This window comes from Klebsiella pneumoniae subsp. pneumoniae HS11286, assembly GCF_000240185.1.
In the GTDB taxonomy this organism is placed as follows: domain Bacteria; phylum Pseudomonadota; class Gammaproteobacteria; order Enterobacterales; family Enterobacteriaceae; genus Klebsiella; species Klebsiella pneumoniae.
In genome coordinates this window covers 2,896,400-2,915,299 of sequence record NC_016845.1, presented here as the reverse complement: position 1 = coordinate 2,915,299, position 18,900 = coordinate 2,896,400, and the positions used below count along the sequence as shown (strand labels likewise).

The 18,900-nt window shown below is 58.4% G+C and carries 22 protein-coding genes and 2 other annotated features; of the genes, 13 read left to right on the top strand and 9 right to left on the bottom strand.

What is annotated here, in order from left to right; translation table 11 throughout:
• Nucleotides 1-8 precede the first annotated feature (8 nt).
• Nucleotides 9-905: a putative transmembrane protein gene (locus KPHS_29160; protein ID YP_005227216.1), complete on the bottom strand. Its 897-nt coding sequence runs from the start codon at nt 903-905 to the stop codon at nt 9-11.
• 180 nt (nt 906-1,085) lie between these two features.
• Between KPHS_29160 and KPHS_29150 the strand changes: the two genes are divergently transcribed.
• The gene (locus KPHS_29150) at nt 1,086-1,538 is read left to right on the top strand and encodes an AraC family transcriptional regulator (RefSeq protein YP_005227215.1); all 453 of its coding nucleotides are present in this window, start codon (nt 1,086-1,088) and stop codon (nt 1,536-1,538) included.
• Nucleotides 1,086-1,954, top strand: a sequence feature (potential frameshift: common BLAST hit: gi|238894978|ref|YP_002919712.1| AraC family transcriptional regulator). Its footprint overlaps the gene before it by 453 nt.
• On the top strand, nt 1,499-1,954 hold the full coding sequence (locus tag KPHS_29140; RefSeq protein YP_005227214.1) for an AraC family transcriptional regulator: 456 nt from the start codon (nt 1,499-1,501) through the stop codon (nt 1,952-1,954). It overlaps the preceding feature by 456 nt. Before KPHS_29150 ends, KPHS_29140 begins: the two co-directional genes overlap by 40 nt.
• Here KPHS_29140 and KPHS_29130 read toward each other — a convergent pair.
• Nucleotides 1,931-3,097: an inner membrane protein YdcO gene (locus KPHS_29130; RefSeq protein YP_005227213.1), complete on the bottom strand. Its 1,167-nt coding sequence runs from the start codon at nt 3,095-3,097 to the stop codon at nt 1,931-1,933. The two genes, KPHS_29140 and KPHS_29130, sit on opposite strands and share 24 nt — an antisense overlap.
• A 185-nt stretch (nt 3,098-3,282) precedes the next feature.
• Between KPHS_29130 and KPHS_29120 the strand changes: the two genes are divergently transcribed.
• A complete protein-coding gene (locus KPHS_29120; protein ID YP_005227212.1) occupies nt 3,283-3,852 on the top strand; it encodes a putative regulator in 570 nt (189 codons plus the stop codon).
• 10 nt (nt 3,853-3,862) lie between these two features.
• On the opposite strand, the gene KPHS_29110 is transcribed toward KPHS_29120, so the two are convergent.
• Nucleotides 3,863-4,030, bottom strand: coding sequence for a hypothetical protein (locus KPHS_29110; protein ID YP_005227211.1), 168 nt, complete (start codon nt 4,028-4,030; stop codon nt 3,863-3,865).
• A gap of 33 nt (nt 4,031-4,063) precedes the next feature.
• On the opposite strand from KPHS_29110, the gene KPHS_29100 reads away from it, so the two are divergent.
• Entirely contained in the window at nt 4,064-6,025 is a 1,962-nt protein-coding gene (locus tag KPHS_29100; RefSeq protein YP_005227210.1) for a putative protease, read from the top strand.
• A gap of 12 nt (nt 6,026-6,037) precedes the next feature.
• Here the strand turns inward: KPHS_29100 and KPHS_29090 are convergent, their stop codons facing one another.
• The 5 genes from KPHS_29090 to KPHS_29050 all read right to left on the bottom strand — a co-directional run bounded on the left by KPHS_29090 (nt 6,038) and on the right by KPHS_29050 (nt 9,368).
• Complete coding sequence (locus tag KPHS_29090; RefSeq protein ID YP_005227209.1) at nt 6,038-6,268, bottom strand: DUF2554 family protein; 231 nt, start codon at nt 6,266-6,268, stop codon at nt 6,038-6,040.
• A gap of 148 nt (nt 6,269-6,416) precedes the next feature.
• A complete protein-coding gene (locus KPHS_29080; protein ID YP_005227208.1) occupies nt 6,417-6,740 on the bottom strand; it encodes a hypothetical protein in 324 nt (107 codons plus the stop codon).
• 95 nt (nt 6,741-6,835) lie between these two features.
• Nucleotides 6,836-6,961 carry a DUF2474 domain-containing protein gene (locus KPHS_29070; protein ID YP_005227207.1) on the bottom strand — a complete coding sequence of 42 codons (126 nt, stop codon included), beginning with the start codon at nt 6,959-6,961 and terminating at the stop codon, nt 6,836-6,838.
• A complete protein-coding gene (locus KPHS_29060; RefSeq protein YP_005227206.1) occupies nt 6,961-7,971 on the bottom strand; it encodes a cytochrome d terminal oxidase polypeptide subunit II in 1,011 nt (336 codons plus the stop codon). The genes KPHS_29070 and KPHS_29060 overlap by 1 nt, the downstream gene beginning before the upstream one ends.
• The gene (locus KPHS_29050) at nt 7,971-9,368 is read right to left on the bottom strand and encodes a cytochrome oxidase bd-II subunit I (protein ID YP_005227205.1); all 1,398 of its coding nucleotides are present in this window, start codon (nt 9,366-9,368) and stop codon (nt 7,971-7,973) included. The genes KPHS_29060 and KPHS_29050 overlap by 1 nt, the downstream gene beginning before the upstream one ends.
• A gap of 686 nt (nt 9,369-10,054) precedes the next feature.
• On the opposite strand from KPHS_29050, the gene KPHS_29040 reads away from it, so the two are divergent.
• From KPHS_29040 to KPHS_28980, 7 genes are all read left to right on the top strand, one after another.
• The gene (locus tag KPHS_29040) at nt 10,055-11,467 is read left to right on the top strand and encodes a transcription regulator GntR (RefSeq protein YP_005227204.1); all 1,413 of its coding nucleotides are present in this window, start codon (nt 10,055-10,057) and stop codon (nt 11,465-11,467) included.
• 304 nt (nt 11,468-11,771) lie between these two features.
• The gene (locus tag KPHS_29030) at nt 11,772-12,917 is read left to right on the top strand and encodes a putative ABC transporter periplasmic binding protein (RefSeq protein ID YP_005227203.1); all 1,146 of its coding nucleotides are present in this window, start codon (nt 11,772-11,774) and stop codon (nt 12,915-12,917) included.
• A 16-nt stretch (nt 12,918-12,933) separates the two neighbouring features.
• Nucleotides 12,934-13,947, top strand: a complete 1,014-nt coding sequence (locus KPHS_29020; protein YP_005227202.1) for a putative ABC transporter ATP-binding protein — start codon at nt 12,934-12,936, stop codon at nt 13,945-13,947.
• 1 nt (nt 13,948) lies between these two features.
• Nucleotides 13,949-14,878, top strand: coding sequence for an ABC transporter permease (locus tag KPHS_29010; protein ID YP_005227201.1), 930 nt, complete (start codon nt 13,949-13,951; stop codon nt 14,876-14,878).
• Nucleotides 14,868-15,674 (top strand): putative transport system permease component, encoded by an 807-nt coding sequence (locus KPHS_29000; RefSeq protein YP_005227200.1) that lies wholly within the window; start codon nt 14,868-14,870, stop codon nt 15,672-15,674. The genes KPHS_29010 and KPHS_29000 overlap by 11 nt, the downstream gene beginning before the upstream one ends.
• 4 nt (nt 15,675-15,678) lie before the next feature.
• Nucleotides 15,679-16,620, top strand: a complete 942-nt coding sequence (locus KPHS_28990) for a gamma-aminobutyraldehyde dehydrogenase (protein YP_005227199.1) — start codon at nt 15,679-15,681, stop codon at nt 16,618-16,620.
• Nucleotides 15,679-17,126 (top strand) — a sequence feature (potential frameshift: common BLAST hit: gi|152970476|ref|YP_001335585.1| gamma-aminobutyraldehyde dehydrogenase). (Overlaps the previous gene by 942 nt.)
• On the top strand, nt 16,608-17,126 hold the full coding sequence (locus KPHS_28980; RefSeq protein ID YP_005227198.1) for a gamma-aminobutyraldehyde dehydrogenase: 519 nt from the start codon (nt 16,608-16,610) through the stop codon (nt 17,124-17,126). Its footprint overlaps the feature before it by 519 nt. Before KPHS_28990 ends, KPHS_28980 begins: the two co-directional genes overlap by 13 nt.
• A 340-nt stretch (nt 17,127-17,466) precedes the next feature.
• On the opposite strand, the gene KPHS_28970 is transcribed toward KPHS_28980, so the two are convergent.
• Complete coding sequence (locus tag KPHS_28970; RefSeq protein YP_005227197.1) at nt 17,467-17,589, bottom strand: small membrane protein; 123 nt, start codon at nt 17,587-17,589, stop codon at nt 17,467-17,469.
• Between the two features lie 483 nt (nt 17,590-18,072).
• Between KPHS_28970 and KPHS_28960 the strand changes: the two genes are divergently transcribed.
• Together KPHS_28960 and KPHS_28950 are read left to right on the top strand one after the other, a co-directional pair.
• Nucleotides 18,073-18,324, top strand: a complete 252-nt coding sequence (locus KPHS_28960; RefSeq protein ID YP_005227196.1) for a hypothetical protein — start codon at nt 18,073-18,075, stop codon at nt 18,322-18,324.
• 338 nt (nt 18,325-18,662) lie between these two features.
• The gene (locus KPHS_28950; protein ID YP_005227195.1) at nt 18,663-18,836 is read left to right on the top strand and encodes a GhoT/OrtT family toxin; all 174 of its coding nucleotides are present in this window, start codon (nt 18,663-18,665) and stop codon (nt 18,834-18,836) included.
• Nucleotides 18,837-18,900: the final 64 nt, after the last annotated feature.

Sequence of the window (18,900 nt, the reverse complement as noted above, 5' to 3'; positions counted from 1 at the left end):
CAGCCTCCTCAGGCCAGCCTTCGGCGCAGCAATAGCTGTTCCGGTTTGGCAAACATCACCATGTTACCCAGCAGGATCAGCGCCAGCCCGATCACGGCGTTGCTGTGCCAGACATACCCTTCATAGACGGTGGAAATGGATAAGGCGACCAGCGGAAACAGCAGCGTACTGTAGGCGGCTTTGCTGGCGCCGATGCGCCCCACGAGAGTGAAATAGGCGCCAAAGGCGATGACCGAGCCGAACAGCGCCAGGTAAAGCAGGGCGCCCAGATAGCTGACGGTCCATTCTGGCATAAAATTATCGCCGCGCAGCAGAGCGATCGCCCCCATCACCAGCGTGCCGTAGAGCATCGCCCAGCTGTTGGTGGTCAGCGTTTCCAGCCCGCGGCGCTGGTGGCGAATACTGAACATATTGCCGAGCGAAAAACCGTAGGTACCCAGGGCGCTCAGCCCGATCCCCCACAGCAGCGAGGCGTTCAGTCCGTTGGCCAGCAGGTCGTCCCAGAACAGGATGACGATACCGGCGAGACCCAGCGCGGCGGCGGCCCAGAAGCGGCCCGGCGGCTGCTGGCGGAAAAAGAGAAAGCTGTTGATGGCGTTAAACAGTACCGCCATCGAAAAGATCACCGATTCCAGACCGGTATTGATCCAGGCGGCGGCGGTATAAAAACACCAGAAATTAAAGCAGAAGACGCAGCAGCCCTGCAGCAGGCAGCAGAGATGATCTTTCGCGCCCAGCGGCCGCAGGCGTCGTGTGACGAGCAGAATCGCCAGCATCGTGACGCTGGCTACGGCGAAACGCCAGAAAATCGATACCGGCGCGGCCACCGGTCCCTGTTGTAAAAAAATCGCAATCCACGTTGTACCCCAGATCACGACAACGAGTGCATAGAGTAATGCGTTCACCCTGGTTCTCCTCTACCTGTTGATGGGAGGAGTATGCCGGCTGCCGCCTGCTGCGGCTTTCACCGGTTTGTTGTCGGCTTGCAAATTCTTGCGCTTATTTGCCCTCCGCTGGCGGTGAGGACTGGAAACCGCGCCGTAGTCTCCCTAGACTAGGGCTTTTACAGACAATGTGTGAAGACGATGGGTTACGGGACATTTGAAACATTACGGCGACAGAACGCGGTGCTGAAGGGAACCGTGGAGCTGAATTCCGGTATTCAACTGGCCGCCTGGTATAACAATTGCGATACCGTGACGGTGCGCAGCGACCATCATACTTTAAGTCTGTACGTCGCTGATGGCTACGAAAGCTATCAAAAGACGCCGCACGGCTGGAAAAATGGCGGCGGCCCGGATCGTTTTTGTCTGATGCCGAAAGGCGATGAAAGCGTATGGGATATCCGCGGCGATCTGTCGTTTGTGCATCTTTACTGTACCGATGCGCACCTGCGTCGCGTCGGCGAGGAGGTGTGGGACCGCAGCCCGGCGAACTTCACCCTGCAGGAAAAGACCTTCGCCAGCGATGATAAATCACCGCAGTGTATCGTCAGTTTTTGCTGGCTAACGACTGGCGGCAGCCGGCGAACCAGCTGACCCTCAGCGCCGCCAGCAGCTTACTGCTTACCCATCTGATCCAGCACTATTCCACCGTGCAGTGGCGTTTGCCGACGGTCACCGGCGGGCTGGCGCCAGGCGTAAAGCGTCACGTACTGGCCTGGATCGATGCTCATCTCGATCAGCCCTTGACCCTGGCCGACCTGGCGCAGCAGGCGGGTCTGAGTGAGTTTCATTTTGCTCGTATGTTTCGTCAGTCGCTAAATATGGCTCCGCATCAGTACGTCATGCAGCAGCGAATGGCGAAGGCGCAAAACCTGATCTGCCATAGCGCGCTGCCGTTAACCGAGATAGCGCTGGCCTGTGGTTTTAGCTCCCCCAGCCATTTCAGCCATCGGGTCAAAGCCGCCACCGGCCTGACGCCCTCCCAGCTACGGGCGGCGCAGCGCGGATAGCACGCCGTAACTCACCCCGCCGAGCACCACGCCCCAGAAGGCTGAGCCAATTCCCGCCAGCGTCACCCCGCTGGCGGTGACCAGGAAGGTTAGCACTGCCGCATCGCGCTCACTGGCCTGATGCACTGCCTGAAACAGACTCCCGCCGATGGTGCCGAGCAGCGCCAGACCCGCCAGCATCTGGATCCACGCCGGCGGCAGGGCCGACATCAGGGCGGTGATTGACCCGCCGAACAGACCGGCCAGCAGATAAAAACCGCCCGCGGCTATGGCCGCCAGCCAGCGCTGGTTCGGATCCGGGTGCGCCTCCGGGCTCTGGCATATGGCGGCGGTGATCGCCGCGATGCAGATGGAATAAACCCCAAACGGCGCCAGCAGTAGTGCCAACCCCCCGCAAACGACGATCAGTGCGGAGACCGGTACGGTATAGCCTGATGCCTGCAGGGTGGCGAACCCTGGAGCGTTCTGCGAGGCCATGGTGACGAGGAAGAACGGCAGACCGACGCTGAGCAAAAGCGCCGGAGTAAACTGCGGGACGACCCATTCCGGCGTCACAAATGCCAGCGGCACGGCGGCGCTAGCCACATCCCCGGACGCCGCCGCAATCAGCGCTCCAATCACCAGCGCGGCCACCACGGCGAAGCGGGGCCACAGCGCTTTACACAGCAGCCAGGCGGCGAGCATCCCGCCGCACAGCGGCAGATGATCCTGTAAGCCGGCGAAGGCCTGCAAACCAAACCGTAGCAGGATCCCAGCCAGCATCGCGGCGGCCAGCGAATGGGGAATGATCTTCATCAGCCGGGCAAACAGGCCGGTGGCGCCGCAGATAACGATCAGCGCGTTGGCGAAAATAAAGATCCCCACGGCCTCGGCGAGGGTCACCCCCTGCAGGCCGCTAACTAACAGCGCAGCGCCCGGCGTTGACCAGGCGGTGAGCACAGGAACTTTCCGCCAGGCGCTCAGCGCGAGAGTACTGATGCCCATGGCGAGGCCAAGAGCCGTCATCCAGCCGGCGATCTGCCCGGGGGTAGCGCCGGCCGCGGCGGCGGCCTGCCAGATGATGGCGGCGGAGCTGGCGTACCCCACCAACACGGCGACGAAGCCAGCGAACAGAGTGGGAAGCGGAAGACTAAACGAGCGCATCGATGATTCTCATGTGCGTTATAACATCCATTCACTGTATCATTGTGCGTTATAACGCACAAGCGGTGGTTCGCGCAGCTACCCTGGGAGAAAAACTCGCCGCCAGTGGCGTACGATGCCGTTAAACGTCCTGAAAAAATCAGACAAATGGCGGTATACTTTGCGCAGTAAAAACAGGAGGAAGGATGAATATTGCGCAACATCTGGCGGCAACGCTTAAAACCCTGCGCCAGCAGCGAGGCTGGAGCCTGTCGCGACTGGCGGAAGAGACCGGGGTGTCGAAAGCCATGCTCGGGCAGATTGAGCGGAATGAATCAAGTCCAACGGTGGCGACGCTGTGGAAGATTGCCACCGGGCTGAACGTACCGTTTTCGGCGTTCATCGTCCCGGACGCCAGCGCCGCGCCCTCCGCGTTTGATCCGCAGCAGCAGGCGATGGTGGTGACGCCAGTATTCCCGTGGGATCCCGAGCTGCGCTTTGACCATTTTTCGATAACCCTTGCCCCCGGCGCGCTGAGCGAATCAACGCCGCATGAGAAAGGGGTGATTGAGCATGTGGTAGTGATAAGTGGTACGCTGGATTTGTGCTTACAAGGGGAGTGGCACTCGCTGCAGGCGGGTGAGGGTAGGCGTTTCGCCGGCGACGCGACGCATGCGTATCGTAACCGCGGCGCCCAGGCGGCCCATTTCCATTCTCTTATCCATTATCCAAAAGAAAAAACCGCGAGCGAACCCGCGGCCAGACAAGATGACTGATGATAACCACTCACAACGTGACGAGGAAAATCCGGAATACGTGATGACAGTACTCTTCGCCGTGATTTGAGGGAAATATCTTTTCCGTCAATACTTTGTTGAAAAGTGAAAATTCGTCGTCGCGCGACGGCGGAAAAGGTTTTCGTCTGCGCCCGGTTCTGACTACAATAGCCGCCATTTCGACCCCCTTATACTGGATAACAACACGCGTATGCGCCTGCACAATCATCGTCTTGAACTTCTTAGTCCTGCCCGCGACGCCGGTATCGCTCGCGAAGCGATTCTTCACGGCGCCGATGCCGTTTACATCGGTGGACCTGGCTTTGGTGCCCGCCACAACGCCAGCAACAGTCTGAGCGATATCGCCGGGCTGGTGCCTTTCGCTCATCGCTTTGGCGCAAAGGTATTTGTGACGCTGAACACCATTCTGCATGACGATGAACTGGAGCCGGCGCAGCGGCTGATTACCGATCTCTACGACGCAGGCGTCGATGCGCTGATCGTCCAGGATATGGGGATCATGGAGCTGGATCTGCCGCCGATTGAGCTGCACGCCAGCACCCAGTGCGATATTCGCAGTGTGGAAAAAGCGAAGTTTCTCTCCGACGCCGGCTTCAGTCAGATCGTGCTGGCGCGCGAACTGAACCTCAGTCAAATCAAAGCCATTTACGACCACACTGACGCCACTATCGAATTCTTTATCCATGGCGCGCTGTGCGTGGCCTATTCCGGGCAGTGTTACATTTCGCACGCCCAGACCGGACGCAGCGCCAACCGCGGCGACTGCTCGCAGGCTTGCCGCTTGCCGTATACCCTGAAGGACGATCAGGGGCGGGTGGTGGCCTATGAGAAACATCTCCTGTCGATGAAGGATAACGATCAGACCGCCAACCTGGCGGCGCTGATCGACGCTGGCGTACGCTCCTTCAAAATTGAAGGCCGTTACAAAGACATGAGTTATGTGAAAAACATCACTGCGCACTACCGTCAAATGCTGGATGCCATTATCGAAGATCGCGGCGACCTGGCGCGCGCCTCGGCTGGACGCACCGAGCATTTCTTTATCCCGTCCACGGATAAAACCTTCCACCGCGGCAGCACTGACTACTTTGTTAATGCCCGCAAAGGCGATATCGGCGCCTTTGATTCGCCGAAATTTATCGGCCTGCCGGTGGGTGAAGTTCTGAAGGTAGGCAAAGACCATCTCGACGTTGAAGTCAGTGAACCGTTAACCAACGGCGATGGTCTCAACGTGATGATTAAGCGCGAAGTGGTGGGCTTCCGTGCTAATACCGTGGAAAAAACCGGCGAAAACCGTTATCGGGTATGGCCGAACGAGATGCCAGCGGATCTGCATAAAGTGCGCCCCCATCAGCCGCTCAACCGCAACCTCGATCATAACTGGCAACAGGCGCTGCTAAAGACCTCCAGCGAACGCCGCATCGCGGTAGATGTGACGTTGAGCGGCTGGCAGGAGCAGCTGGTTCTCACCATGACCTGTGAAGATGGCGTCAGCGTGACCCACACCCTTGACGGGGAGTTCGCCGAAGCTAACCAGGCGGAGAAAGCGCTGGCCAACCTGCGTGACGGTGTCACAAAACTGGGGCAAACCATCTACTATGCGCGCGAGGTGCAGGTTAATCTGCCGCCGCTGTTTGTGCCCAACAGCCTGCTCAACCAGCTGCGTCGGGAAACTGCGGAGATGCTGGATGAAGCGCGCCTCAACGCCTGGCAGCGCGGCACCCGCAAGCCGGTCTCCGTACCGCCGCCGGTCTACCCGGAGACCCATCTCTCCTTCCTCGCCAACGTCTATAACCACAAGGCGCGGGCGTTCTACCAGCGCTATGGCGTACAGCTGATCGACGCCGCCTATGAAGCGCACGAAGAGAAGGGCGATGTGCCGGTGATGATCACTAAGCATTGTTTGCGGTTCGCCTTCAACCTCTGCCCGAAGCAGGCGAAAGGCTCCATCAAGAGCTGGAAAGCCACGCCGATGCAGCTGATCCATGGCGATGAGGTCCTGACCCTGAAGTTTGACTGCCGTCCGTGCGAAATGCACGTGGTCGGCAAGATCAAAAACCATATCCTCAAAATGCCGCACCCGGGCAGCATTGTGGCCTCCGTCAGCCCGGACGATCTGATGAAGACGCTGCCGAAGCGCAAAGGGGCCTGATTCGAGTCGATGCTATTGGCAGGATGCCCGCGGTTTACGGTCGTCCTGCCAGCGGTGATGTTCGCGCAGGTCTGCGGCGGCCTCCTCGTGCTGGCTGCGAAGCTCATCGCTATCCGCTTCGTGCAGCAGCTGCTGTTCGAGACTTTGCACCGGAAAGTACTCGTGTCCCTGACGATGGGCCAACAGATGCCCGGAAAATAATGCGCACAGCAACAGCAGGGCGCTTATGCTTCTCTTTAACATACCTTTTCTCGACGGAACAATGGCGTGGACATACTATGTCAGGCGCAATGCAGGCTTTTTTTCGGGCATCTCAAAGAACGGCAAGAGTTTGTCAACGATGGCTGACGAAGGATGAAAAAAGGCCTGACGCGGAAGCCAGGCCAGAGTGTTACGCTTTCGGCGGCAGCGGTTTCCCGCTGTGCTCGCTCCCTTTTGGCGGCTGCTTGCCGTTGTGCTGCGGTTGTTTGCCATCGTGCTGCGGCTGCTTGCCATCGTGCTGCGGCTGCTTGCCATCATGCTGCGTCTGTTTGCCGTCTCGTTGTGGCTTTTTGCTGTTGTATTGCGCTTGCTTACCATCGTGTTGGCCGTTTTTCACCGGCGGTTTACCCTGATGCTGCGCGCCTTTTTCCGGCGGCGGCGGGTTGTCGGCAGCAAAAGCCCATGACGACATTCCCAGCGTCATTATGGCGGAGAGTAAAGCTAACTTCTTCATAGCAATATCCTTTCTTCAGATGTATCACCGTATTTCAGCAGGCAAAAGTGAAGATAAGATGGAGAAGTCCCTTTTCGGACTTCTCTGCATCCCACTCAGACTTTTAGCCCTGCGGCGGTCATCAGCAGGCGAAACAGCAGGCTTATGGCGGCCAGCGTCAGTACGCTGCCTCCCCAGAGCGCGATCAGCCACAGCAGACGTTTAGGCCAGGCAGTACGCATCAGTGATATCCCTCCCCAGGCTGAACTTTGCCGCGGAACACGTAATAGCTCCAGCAGGTGTAGCCAAGAATGACCGGAATAATCAGCAGGGCGCCCACCAGCATAAAGCCCTGGCTTTGCGGGGGAGCGGCAGCCTGCCACAGCGTGATGGCCGGCGGGATAATATGCGGCCAGATGCTGATCCCCAGTCCGCTGAAGCCGAGAAAGACCAGGCCCAGCGTCAGCGTGAAGGGCGAAACATGGCGGTCGCGCTGATGCAGCGTGCGCCACAGCCAGCCGCTAACGAGGATCACCAGCAGCGGTACCGGCAGCAGGAAATAGAGATTCGGCAGGCTGAACCAGCGGGCAGCAATCGCCGGGTGCGCCAGCGGAGTCCACAGGCTGATGACGGCAAACACCGCCAGCAGGGCACCCAGCAACTGCCGCGATGCGCTGCGCATTCTCTGCTGCAGCGCGCCTTCACTTTTCATCACCAGCCAGGTGGCGCCGAGCAGCGCATAGGCCACGCACAGTCCGAGTCCGCAGAACAGGCTGAACGGGGTCAGCCAGTCAAACATGCCGCCACTGAAGGCGCGACCGCTGACGGTGAAACCGTTGATCACCGACCCGACCACCACGCCCTGGCTGAAAGTTGCCAGCAGGGAGCCGCCAAAAAAGGCGCGATCCCAGAATGGCCGGTGCGACGGCGTAGCCTGGAAGCGAAACTCAAAGGCGACGCCGCGAAAAATCAGGCCGATCAGCATCAGGGTCAGGGGGATCGACAGGGCGTCGATGATCACCGCGTAGGCGAGGGGAAAGGCGCCAAACAGGCCGGCGCCGCCGAGCACCAGCCAGGTTTCATTGCCATCCCATACCGGCGCGACGCTGTTGACCATTACGTCGCGATCCCCGCCGCCCCGCACCGTGCTAAACAGCAGGCCGATGCCCAGATCAAAGCCATCCATGACGATGTACATCAGCGTGGCAAAGACGATAATCACGAACCAGATCACCGATAACTCGATACCCATTAGCGGGACTCCTTCTGCAGATAACCTTCAGTGGCGGCGGACAGCGGGCGGGCTGGCGTACCGGTTGTCGCCGGGAGCATCTCCTGCGGCCCCTTGCGGATCAGGCGCAGCATATAGCTGTAGCCGACGCCGAAGACGGCGCTGTACACTACGATAAAGGTCAATAAACTGACCGACATATGCAGATCGCCATGAGCGGAAACGGCATCGGCGGTGCGCTGAACGCCATACACCACCCAGGGTTGGCGGCCCACCTCGGTGGTCACCCAGCCGGCGAGAATAGCGATCAGGCCGGATGGCCCCATCCACAGGGCAAAACGCAGAAACGGCCGCGAGTGGTATAGCCGGTCGCCGCGACGCAGCCACAGGGCCAGCACGCCCAGCAGCAGCATCAACATGCCTAGCCCGGCCATCAGGCGAAATGACCAGAACACCACAGTAGAATTCGGGCGCTCCTCAGGAGCGAACTCTTTCAACGCCGGCACCTGTTTATCAAGACTGTGGGTGAGGATCAGACTGCCCAGGGCCGGGATCTCAAGCCCGTAGCGGGTGCGCTCCTGGTCCATATCGGGCCAGCCAAACAGCAGCAACGGCGTTGGCTCACCCGGTGGATTTTCCCAGTGCCCCTCAATGGCGGCGATTTTCGCCGGCTGGTGCTTCAGGGTATTCAGGCCATGCATATCGCCGATCAGCGCCTGGACGGGGGCGACCAGCAGCGTCATCCATAGCGCCATCGAGAACATCTTACGGATCGCCGGCGACTGATTGCCGCGCAGCAGATGCCAGGCCGCCGAGGCGCCGACAAACAGCGCGCTACTGAGAAACGCCGCTACTGTCATATGCAATAATCGGTAGGGGAACGACGGATTAAAGATCACCGCCAGCCAGTCGACGGGCACGACCTGGCCATCAACGATCTCAAACCCCTGCGGGGTCTGCATCCAGCTGTTAGAGGCGAGGATCCAGAAGGTGGAGATGATAGTACCCAGCGCCACCATGCAGGTGGCGAAAAAGTGCAGCCCCGGCCCCACGCGGTTCCAGCCGAAAAGCATCACCCCGAGGAAGCCCGCTTCCAGAAAAAATGCCGTCAGGACTTCATAGGTCAGCAGAGGGCCGGTTATGCTGCCTGCAAACTGTGAGAAACCGCTCCAGTTGGTGCCGAACTGGTAGGCCATCACCAGCCCGGAAACGACCCCCATACCGAAGTTGACGGCGAAAATCTTCGACCAGAAATGGTACAGCGAGCGCCAGACGGGATTTTTTGTTTTTAGCCATAAGCCTTCGAGCACCGCCAGATAGCTGGCCAGCCCAATAGTAATGGCGGGGAAGATAATATGAAATGAGACCGTAAAAGCGAATTGAACTCGCGCCAGATGGAATGCATCAAGACCGAACATGCAGGACTCCACAACAAAATTGATTCAGCGCAATTTTAGGTGGGGTGACGACTGAGGGGCAGAGGCAGTCACGCCATTTTTTATCATAACAGTTGGCCGCTGTTATGATTTTTCAGCTGTTGCCAGGGCGAGAAAATATCCTTGCGCAACCTTGATTAATCCCTGCGGAAGGTGATTAGGCGCTATTCCGCTGTCTGTCATATTATTGCTAACGGCTGGCTACGCGGCCCTGCCGCCGGTATGGCGTAGTCACCTGGTCGGCATAATATATCCTTACCACCCGCCGTAGCTCATATTTTGGCTTACGAAATCCGCCACGGATTTTTACTCTGATTTATTATCACTCATTAGTATGAGAATAAGTAAAAACGCTGAGCCGGTTAATCGTAAATTAAATAATAATAAATTGTCGGCTCCGCGGCTAATTTGTACTGTATGAGCTCGGGAATAAATAAAAGGGAATGCCAATGTCTGAAAAAGGATTACAGAGTCTGTGCATTACGCTTGGCGTAATGATTATCTTCTGGTTTGTTTTAATCTCGCTATTCTGGGTGGTGATATTTTAAACCCATCCCGTGCTATCACGGCGACGCGGCCGCCGCTGCAGATATAACAGTTACAGGAAACTATGATTTTTTTATAACTGATATATGATAATGGGACGTTATCGTACGGGGACGGCCGCAATGAAAAAGTATCAACAGTTGGCGCAGCAACTGACCGAGCAGATCGCCCTTGGCGTCTGGTTGCCTGGCGATCGGCTGCCGTCGCTGCGCGAGCAGGTGATCAGCAGCGGCATGAGCTTTATGACCGTCAGCCATGCCTATCAGCTGCTGGAAAGCCAGGGGCGCATCGTCGCCCGTCCGCAGTCGGGTTATTATGTTGCCCCCCAGCCGGTGAAGCTCCGCCAGCCGGCGCCGCCTGCCCAGGTCACTCGCGATGAAGCCGTCGATATCAATACCTATATCTTTGAGGTGCTCCAGGCCAGCCGCCAGGCGTCGATGCTGCCCTTTGCCTCGGCCTTTCCGGACCCGCGTCTCTTCCCGCTGCAGCAGCTCAACCGCTCGCTGGCGCAGGTGAGTAAAACCGCCACCGCCATGAGCGTCATTGAGAATCTGCCGCCGGGCAATGCAGAACTTCGGCATGCCATTGCCCGTCGCTATGCCCTGCAGGGGATGAACGTCTCGCCGGACGAGATCGTCATCACCGCCGGGGCGCTGGAGGCGCTTAACCTCAGCCTGCAGGCGGTGACCGAGCCGGGAGACTGGGTGGTGGTGGAAAACCCCTGCTTCTACGGCGCCCTGCAGGCGCTGGAGAGGCTGCGTTTGAAAGCATTGTCGGTGGCCACTGACGTCAGGGAAGGCATTGATCTGACGGCGCTGGAGGCGGCCCTGCAAAACTATCCGGTGAAGGCCTGCTGGCTGATGACCAACGGCCAGAATCCGCTCGGCTTCACCCTCAGCGCTGAAAAAAAAGCGGCGCTGGTGGCGCTGCTGGCGCGCTATAACGTGATGTTGATCGAAGATGATGTCTACAGCGAGCTCTATTTTGGCCGCGAAAAGCCGTTACCGGCGAAGTTCTGGGATCGCCAGGAGATGACGCTGCACTGCAGCTCGTTCTCAAAATGTCTGGTACCCGGCTTTCGTATCGGCTGGGTGGCGGCCGGCAAACAGGCGCGGCGGATCCAGCAGCTTCAGCTGATGAGTACGCTTTCCACCAGTTCGCCGATGCAGTTAGCCCTGGTGGATTACCTGTCCACCAAGCGCTATGACGCCCACCTGCGCCGTCTACGTCGTCAGCTGGCGGAGCGTAAACAGCAGGCCTGGCAGGCGCTGCTGCGCCATCTGCCGCCGGAGGTCATCGTCCACCACAGCGACAGCGGCTACTTTCTGTGGATCGAACTACCGGAAGGGGCCGACGCTAGCGCACTTAGCGCCCGGGCGCTGGCGTCGCACATCAGTATTGCCCCAGGGAAAATGTTCTCCACCTCCGACAGCTGGACCTCGTTTTTCCGTTTTAATACCGCCTGGGGCTGGGGGGAACGCGAAGAGCAGGGGGTGAAGCGCCTGGGGGAACTTATTCGCGAACAGCTTGCCTGACCCTGTCGTTTATTTTTCTCATGATAAACATTCTGCGAAAATAAGCGAAAGAGGATTTTTATCGAGGCCGGTCATTATTTTACCGGCGCTCACCATAGGAAATATGCATACCCCTCCTCATTCCCTAACTCGTTGTCTATAATCCATAAAGTCCTGCTTGTGTTGGCGATTTTTACGTAATGCGTCCCGGGTCACAACCTGAATAAATTCCCCTGGGGGCGTTAATCCGCTGACTACCCTTATTTCAGGAGATATTTTTACGGCACGGCTGCCGCTAATTCCTTTGTGACAGGAGTAACACCTGATGAGCAAAAAAATTGCCCGTTGCAGCCTTTATGTGCTGGGTATGGCTTGTTTGACCGTTCAGGCGGCAGAGCCGCTCACCTCGCTGGATAAACCGGAAGGGCGGCTCGATATTATTGCCTGGCCGGGATATATCGAACGCGGTCAGACCGACAAACAGTACGACTGGGTGAGTCAGTTCGAAAAGGACACCGGTTGCCAGGTTAATGTCAAAACCGCTGCCACCTCTGACGAGATGGTCAGTCTGATGGCCAAAGGCGGTTACGATCTGGTCACCGCCTCGGGTGATGCTTCGCTGCGCCTGATCATGGGCAAACGCGTGCAGCCGATCAACACGGCGCTGATTGCCGGCTGGGGCTCCCTTGATCCGCGTATTGCGAAGGGGGCGTGGTTTAACGTCGGCGGTAAAGTCTATGGCACGCCGTATCAGTGGGGGCCGAACCTGCTGATGTACAACACCCGCGTATTCCCGACGCCGCCGGACAGCTGGCGCGTGGTGTTCGTCAAGCAGGATCTACCGGATGGTAAAACCAACCAGGGGCGGGTGCAGGCCTATGATGGCCCGATCTATATCGCCGACGCCGCGCTGTTTGTCAAAGCCACCCAGCCGCAGCTGGGGATCGAAGACCCCTATCAACTGACCGAAACCCAGTACAACGCGGTGCTGAAAGTCCTGCGCGACCAGCAACCGCTGATCCATCGCTACTGGCATGACGCCACCGTACAGATGAACGACTTCAAAAACGAAGGGGTAGCCGCCTCCAGTTCGTGGCCCTATCAAGCCAACGGCCTGAAGGCGGAAGGCCAGCCGGTCGCCACCGTGTTCCCGAAGGAGGGGGTAACCGGCTGGGCGGATACCACCATGCTGCACAGCGAGGCGAAGCACCCGGTCTGCGCCTATAAATGGATGAACTGGTCGCTCACGCCGAAGGTGCAGGGCGATGTGGCGGCCTGGTTCGGTTCGCTGCCGGTGGTGCCTGAGGGCTGTAAAGCCAGCGCGCTGCTCGGTGATAAAGGCTGTGAGACCAACGGCTATGAGCAGTTTAACCGCATTCACTTCTGGAAAACGCCGGTTGCGGAAGGCGGGAAATACGTGCCCTATAGCCGCTGGACTCAGGACTATATTGCGATAATGGGCGGCCGCTAAGGATCGGAGGCAAACAATGACGTACGCGGTCGAGTTCCAGAATGTATCGCGCCTGTATGGCGATGTGCGGGCGGTGGATGGGGTTAGCATTGGCATACGCGATGGAGAATTTTTCTCGATGCTGGGTCCGTCCGGCTCGGGTAAAACCACCTGCCTGCGGCTGATTGCCGGTTTTGAGCAGCTCTCCGGCGGAACCATCCATATCTTTGGTCAGCCGGCCAGCGAACTGCCGCCCTGGCAGCGGGATGTGAATACCGTGTTCCAGGACTACGCGCTATTTCCCCACATGTCGATCCTTGACAACGTCGCTTACGGCCTGATGGTCAAAGGCATGGCGAAGAAAGCGCGCCATGCCCGCGCCCAGGAGGCGCTGGAGAAGGTGGCCCTTGGCTTTGCTCATCATCGCAAGCCCTCCCAGCTCTCCGGCGGCCAGCGGCAGCGGGTCGCGATTGCCCGGGCGCTGGTGAACCAGCCGCGGGTGCTGCTGCTCGATGAGCCGCTGGGCGCCCTGGATTTGAAACTACGCGAGCAGATGCAGGTGGAGCTGAAAAAGCTGCAGCAGTCGCTGGGGATCACCTTCATCTTCGTGACCCACGACCAGAGCGAAGCGCTGTCGATGTCGGATCGCGTGGCGGTGTTTAACAACGGGCGCATTGAGCAGGTGGATGCCCCGCAGGATCTCTATCTGCACCCCAGGACCGCATTTGTGGCCGGTTTTGTCGGCACCGCCAACGTTTTTGCAGCCGAGGAGGCCCGACGATTGTGCGGGATGGCGGGCAGCTGGTCGCTGCGTCCGGAGCATGTTCGCCTGCAGGGCGGCGGCGAGGTGCAGGTGCAGGGTGTGGTGCAGGCGGTGCAGTATCAGGGGGCGGCGACGCGGATCGAGCTCCGCCTCGCGGATGGCGACAAACTGCTGGTCAGCCAGGCCAACATCGATGGCGCGGCGGCGGCCAGCGTTCCGCGAACCGGGCAAATAGTACAGGCGTCATGGTCGCGCTCGGCGATGACCCCGCTGGAAAGCGGAGGCTGAGATGACCATGGCAATAATTCCTGCGCAGACCGGGCGCATATCGGGGATCTTCTGGCGCCGACCGGCGCTGGGCCTGTTTTTACTGCTGCTCGGGCCGCTGATGTGGTTTGGCATCGTCTATCTGGGATCGCTGCTGACCCTGCTGTGGCAGAGCATTTATACCTTTGACGACTTCACCATGTCGGTGACCAGCGACTTCACGCTGGCTAACCTGCGGGCGCTGTTCAACCCTGCCAACTACGACATTATTGTGCGGACCCTGGTGATGGCGCTGTGCGTCACGCTGGCCAGCGCGCTGCTGGCGCTGCCGATGGCCTGGTATATGGCGCGCTACACCAGCGGCAAAATGAAGGCCTTCTTTTATATCGCGGTCATGCTACCAATGTGGGCCAGCTATATCGTCAAAGCCTATGCGTGGGTGCTGCTGCTGGCGAAAGATGGCGTGGCGCAGTGGTTCCTCGGTCATCTTGGACTGGAGGGGGCGCTGAACGCGCTGTTGAGCGTCCCGGCGGTCGGCGGCAATACCTTGTCCACCTCCGGCCTTGGACGCTTTCTGGTGTTCGTCTACATCTGGCTGCCGTTTATGATCCTGCCGGTGCAGGCGGCGCTGGAGCGTATTCCGGGATCGTTGCTACAGGCCTCGGCCGATCTCGGCGCGGCCCCGCGGCAGACCTTTCGCTACGTGGTGCTGCCGCTGGCCATTCCCGGCATCGCCGCTGGGTCGATCTTCACCTTTTCGCTGACGCTAGGCGACTTTATCGTGCCGCAGCTGGTGGGCCCGCCGGGATACTTTATCGGCAATATGGTTTACTCGCAGCAGGGGGCGATCGGCAATATGCCGATGGCGGCGGCGTTTACCCTGGTGCCTATCGTCTTGATTGCCCTCTATCTGGCGTTCGTGAAACGTCTGGGAGCCTTCGATGCACTCTGAACGCGCGCCCTGGTATCTGCGACTGGCGACCTGGGGCGGGGTGATATTCCTCCACTTTCCGCTGCTGATTATCGCCATCTATGCTTTTAATACGGAAGATGCAGCCTTTAGCTTTCCGCCGCAGGGGCTGACGCTGCGCTGGTTCAGCGAGGCGGCCGGGCGCAGCGACATTCTGCAGGCAGTGACACTGTCACTTAAGATCGCTGCCCTGTCGACCGCCATTGCCTTAGTGCTTGGCACGCTGGCTGCAGGAGCCCTGTGGCGCAGCGCCTTTTTTGGCAAAAATGCGGTGTCGCTACTGCTGCTGCTGCCTATCGCCCTGCCGGGGATCATTACCGGCCTGGCGCTCCTGACGGCGTTCAAAGCGGTCGGCCTTGAGCCTGGCCTGCTGACGATCGTGGTGGGGCACGCGACCTTCTGCGTGGTGGTGGTGTTTAACAACGTCATCGCCCGCTTCCGCCGGACTTCGTGGAGTATGGTGGAAGCCTCGATGGATTTAGGCGCTACCGGTTGGCAGACCTTTCGTTACGTAGTGCTGCCCAATCTGGGGTCGGCGCTGCTGGCGGGGGGAATGCTGGCATTCGCTCTGTCGTTTGATGAAATTATCGTTACCACTTTTACTGCGGGGCATGAACGCACCTTGCCGCTGTGGTTGCTGAATCAGCTGGGGCGGCCGCGAGATGTGCCCGTCACCAACGTTGTCGCGCTGTTGGTGATGCTGGTAACGACGATACCAATCTTAGGGGCCTGGTGGCTCACCCGCGACGGCGATAACGACGCCGGAAACGGGAAATAAAACCATGAAACAGGATAATGCTATGCAACACAACCTATTGATAAACGGTAAGTTAGTGGCAGGTGAAGGCGAGAAGGTTCCGGTATATAACCCTGCAACCGGCGAAGTGATCCTGGAGATTGCCGAAGCGACAGCGGCCCAGGTCGATGCCGCCGTTGAGGCGGCGGACCGGGCATTCGATGCCTGGAGTCAGACGACGCCGAAGACGCGTGCGGAATGTCTCCTGAAGCTGGCGGACGCCATCTCGGCGCAGGCTGAAACCCTGGCGCAGCTGGAGTCGCTGAACTGCGGCAAGCCGCTGCACTGCGTGATTAATGATGAAATGCCGGCCATCGTCGACGTCTTCCGCTTCTTCGCCGGCGCCGCTCGCTGCCTGCCGGGGATGGCGGCCGGAGAGTATCTCGAAGGGCATACCTCAATGATCCGCCGCGATCCGGTGGGCGTGGTGGCCTCCATCGCGCCGTGGAACTATCCGCTGATGATGGCGGCCTGGAAGCTGGCCCCGGCGCTGGCGGCGGGCAACTGCGTAGTGATAAAACCCTCGGAGATCACCCCGCTGACGGCGCTGAAGCTGGCGGAGCTGGCAAAAGATATCTTCCCGGAGGGGGTTATCAACGTGCTGTTTGGCCGCGGTAAAACGGTGGGCGACCCCTTGACCGCCCACGTTAAAGTGCGAATGGTCTCCCTGACCGGATCGATTGCCACCGGAGCCCATATCATTGGCCATACCGCCTCGTCGATTAAACGCACCCACATGGAGCTGGGCGGTAAGGCGCCAGTGATCGTTTTTGACGATGCGGACATCGATGCGGTGGTGGATGGGGGTGCGGACCTTCGGTTTTTACTAACGCCGGCCAGGACTGCACGGCCGCCTGCCGGATCTACGCCCAGCAGGGTATCTATGACCAGCTGGTGGAGAAACTTGGGGCGGCGGTGGCCAGCCTGAAAATGGGGGCGCCGGAGGACGCTGCCACCGAACTGGGTCCGCTGAGCTCGCTGGCCCATCTTGAGCGCGTTAGCGCGGCGGTGGAAGCCGCAAGGGCGCTGCCGCAAATTAAAGTGGTCACCGGCGGCAGTCGGGCTGACGGCGCGGGCTATTACTTCCAGCCGACGCTGCTCGCCGGCGCCCGGCAGGAAGACGCTATTGTCCAGCGCGAAGTGTTTGGTCCGGTAGTCAGCGTGACGCCTTTCAGCGATGAAGCGCAGGCCCTGAGCTGGGCGAATGACTCTCAGTATGGTCTGGCCTCCTCGGTATGGACGAAAGATGTCGGTCGCGCCCATCGTCTTAGCGCCAGGCTGCAGTACGGCTGCACCTGGGTCAATACCCACTTTATGCTGGTCAGCGAAATGCCGCACGGTGGCCAGAAGCTGTCAGGCTACGGCAAGGACATGTCGATATATGGCCTTGAGGATTATACCGTGGTCCGCCATGTGATGGTTAAGCATAGCTAAATGATTGACCATTTAGCGCCAGGCGACTATTGCGCGATGGGTGTGTTAGGCCGCTAATAGTCACAATGGCAAAAATTGTCAAAACTCAACCCAGGGGATATGAGATTATTCTGATGCCCCTTCAAGAGCTAAGCCATCATGAGTGCCGGAGATAAGCGCCGGATGGGGTCCGCCAGTCACCCTGGGCGCACAGCGCCCGGCGGGTGGGGCGGCAACATCGCGGTTCGCGACCGAATTGCGGCCCCTGTCTGTCGGCAGGGGCTTTTTTGTGCTCGCAGAAGAGCGAAGAGATGAGCCGGCCAGTCGCGCCGGGATAACGAGAATACCGCTTTAACTACTTTCAGCGCTTAGTTTTTTTGCTGGGCAGGCTGGCGCTGCGCCGGTCACGAATGTAGGAAATAAGATTATACACCGCCGCGACCAGCAGGATTAGCGCGATGACCAGCGTGATGATTCCGGACATATCCACCTCGAAATTCACAGCGCGAACTGCGCTAAAGCATTACCAATGGTTATGAATGTAAGTATTATCTGACGCGAAGGCAAATGATATTTGTTGTCATTTAGCGCTATTTCTGACTCTTATCCGTGATGACGGAGATGAAGAGGTTATGTTACAACGGCTTGCCATCGCCATTTATCTTCTTACGATGACGGCCCGCGCGATATATTGCGCCTGTGGCGAAGGCGGCGATCCTTTTCCCCTTGCCGACGGCGAAATATTTTCCTTATTAGCGAAATTAACTCCCCTGAACAGAAAGTATTTCACGGCTAGAGATAAGCTTTTAATATTTACGGTTATCGCATGATATTTGTTCTGAATATTTTATAGCCCTGAGGCAGAGGCAAATACCGGATGCCGCCCGGTAGCGCGCCCCGGGTTTGACTTTCCGCCGCCGCTCATGCGATCATTTAGGGCATATTAGGTTTTGACGTTGATGTCGCTGTGAAAATTTTTGCTTTTATTCTGCTGGCTATCGGCGCTGTGGCGCTGAGCTATGGTAATGCCCCGGCGAAACGAATCCAAAGCTGTGAGAAGATGGGCGTAGGGCAGGCCGTCTGCGCCGCCGCCGAATGGGATAGTGAAAAAGTCAATGTACTGCCGCGCTATAACCCCAGTCTTAATAAGGTAATAGCTGCCGCGCAGTTAGCCCCCGCCGCCCGACAGCAAGATAACAACTCTGTTGTTCGCGCGTAAAAAAGCAGCCTCCAGGGCTGCTTTTTTAGGTTTCGTTGCTGAATTAAATGATTAAAACCAGCCAAATCTTACGGACAGCAGGCTGATAAGCGCGAACGCGGCGCAGACATTAATCATAACGACGGTTTTACTGGAGACATCCATAGCGCCACCCTAATGAGTAAGTCCTAAAGGTATAGTACGGCGCCAGCGGTTGCGCTATCAGATTAAGACGAATCAGGCTTTATTCTGAATATTCAGCCCGTTTCTGATTTTGTTATACAGGTATCTCTGAATCACGACGTCATGGCAGATAATCATCCCACCATGGAACGCCCTCAGGGAAGGAAAAAGTAAGAATGACGTTATATCAAAAAATGTTGGTGTTTTACGCCATTATGGGCGTGATATGCGCCGTGATTAGCTGGTTTTTAACCAAAGAGAGCCGGATGATCCGCCTGCTGGCGGCCCTGCTGATCGGCGCCACCTGGCCGTTCAGCTTCCCGATGGCGCTGCTCGTCTCGCTGTTTTAACCCTCAGGCGCTAGACGGCAGAAAAGGGTAGCACAAAGGGTGAGGTTACTGTATAAAAAACCAG

Bases quoted from the DNA above. Each gene is read 5' to 3' on its own strand.
- KPHS_29150 (YP_005227215.1), top strand. From the start codon at position 1,086: ATGGGTTACGGGACATTTGAAACATTACGGCGACAGAACGCGGTGCTG.
- KPHS_29130 (YP_005227213.1), bottom strand. From the start codon at position 3,097: ATGCGCTCGTTTAGTCTTCCGCTTCCCACTCTGTTCGCTGGCTTCGTC.
- KPHS_29120 (YP_005227212.1), top strand. From the start codon at position 3,283: ATGAATATTGCGCAACATCTGGCGGCAACGCTTAAAACCCTGCGCCAG.
- KPHS_29110 (YP_005227211.1), bottom strand. From the start codon at position 4,030: ATGGCGGCTATTGTAGTCAGAACCGGGCGCAGACGAAAACCTTTTCCG.
- KPHS_29100 (YP_005227210.1), top strand. From the start codon at position 4,064: ATGCGCCTGCACAATCATCGTCTTGAACTTCTTAGTCCTGCCCGCGAC.
- KPHS_29090 (YP_005227209.1), bottom strand. From the start codon at position 6,268: ATGTTAAAGAGAAGCATAAGCGCCCTGCTGTTGCTGTGCGCATTATTT.
- KPHS_29080 (YP_005227208.1), bottom strand. From the start codon at position 6,740: ATGAAGAAGTTAGCTTTACTCTCCGCCATAATGACGCTGGGAATGTCG.
- KPHS_29070 (YP_005227207.1), bottom strand. From the start codon at position 6,961: ATGCGTACTGCCTGGCCTAAACGTCTGCTGTGGCTGATCGCGCTCTGG.
- KPHS_29060 (YP_005227206.1), bottom strand. From the start codon at position 7,971: ATGGGTATCGAGTTATCGGTGATCTGGTTCGTGATTATCGTCTTTGCC.
- KPHS_29050 (YP_005227205.1), bottom strand. From the start codon at position 9,368: ATGTTCGGTCTTGATGCATTCCATCTGGCGCGAGTTCAATTCGCTTTT.
- KPHS_29040 (YP_005227204.1), top strand. From the start codon at position 10,055: ATGAAAAAGTATCAACAGTTGGCGCAGCAACTGACCGAGCAGATCGCC.
- KPHS_29030 (YP_005227203.1), top strand. From the start codon at position 11,772: ATGAGCAAAAAAATTGCCCGTTGCAGCCTTTATGTGCTGGGTATGGCT.
- KPHS_29020 (YP_005227202.1), top strand. From the start codon at position 12,934: ATGACGTACGCGGTCGAGTTCCAGAATGTATCGCGCCTGTATGGCGAT.
- KPHS_29010 (YP_005227201.1), top strand. From the start codon at position 13,949: ATGACCATGGCAATAATTCCTGCGCAGACCGGGCGCATATCGGGGATC.
- KPHS_29000 (YP_005227200.1), top strand. From the start codon at position 14,868: ATGCACTCTGAACGCGCGCCCTGGTATCTGCGACTGGCGACCTGGGGC.
- KPHS_28990 (YP_005227199.1), top strand. From the start codon at position 15,679: ATGAAACAGGATAATGCTATGCAACACAACCTATTGATAAACGGTAAG.
- KPHS_28970 (YP_005227197.1), bottom strand. From the start codon at position 17,589: ATGTCCGGAATCATCACGCTGGTCATCGCGCTAATCCTGCTGGTCGCG.
- KPHS_28950 (YP_005227195.1), top strand. From the start codon at position 18,663: ATGACGTTATATCAAAAAATGTTGGTGTTTTACGCCATTATGGGCGTG.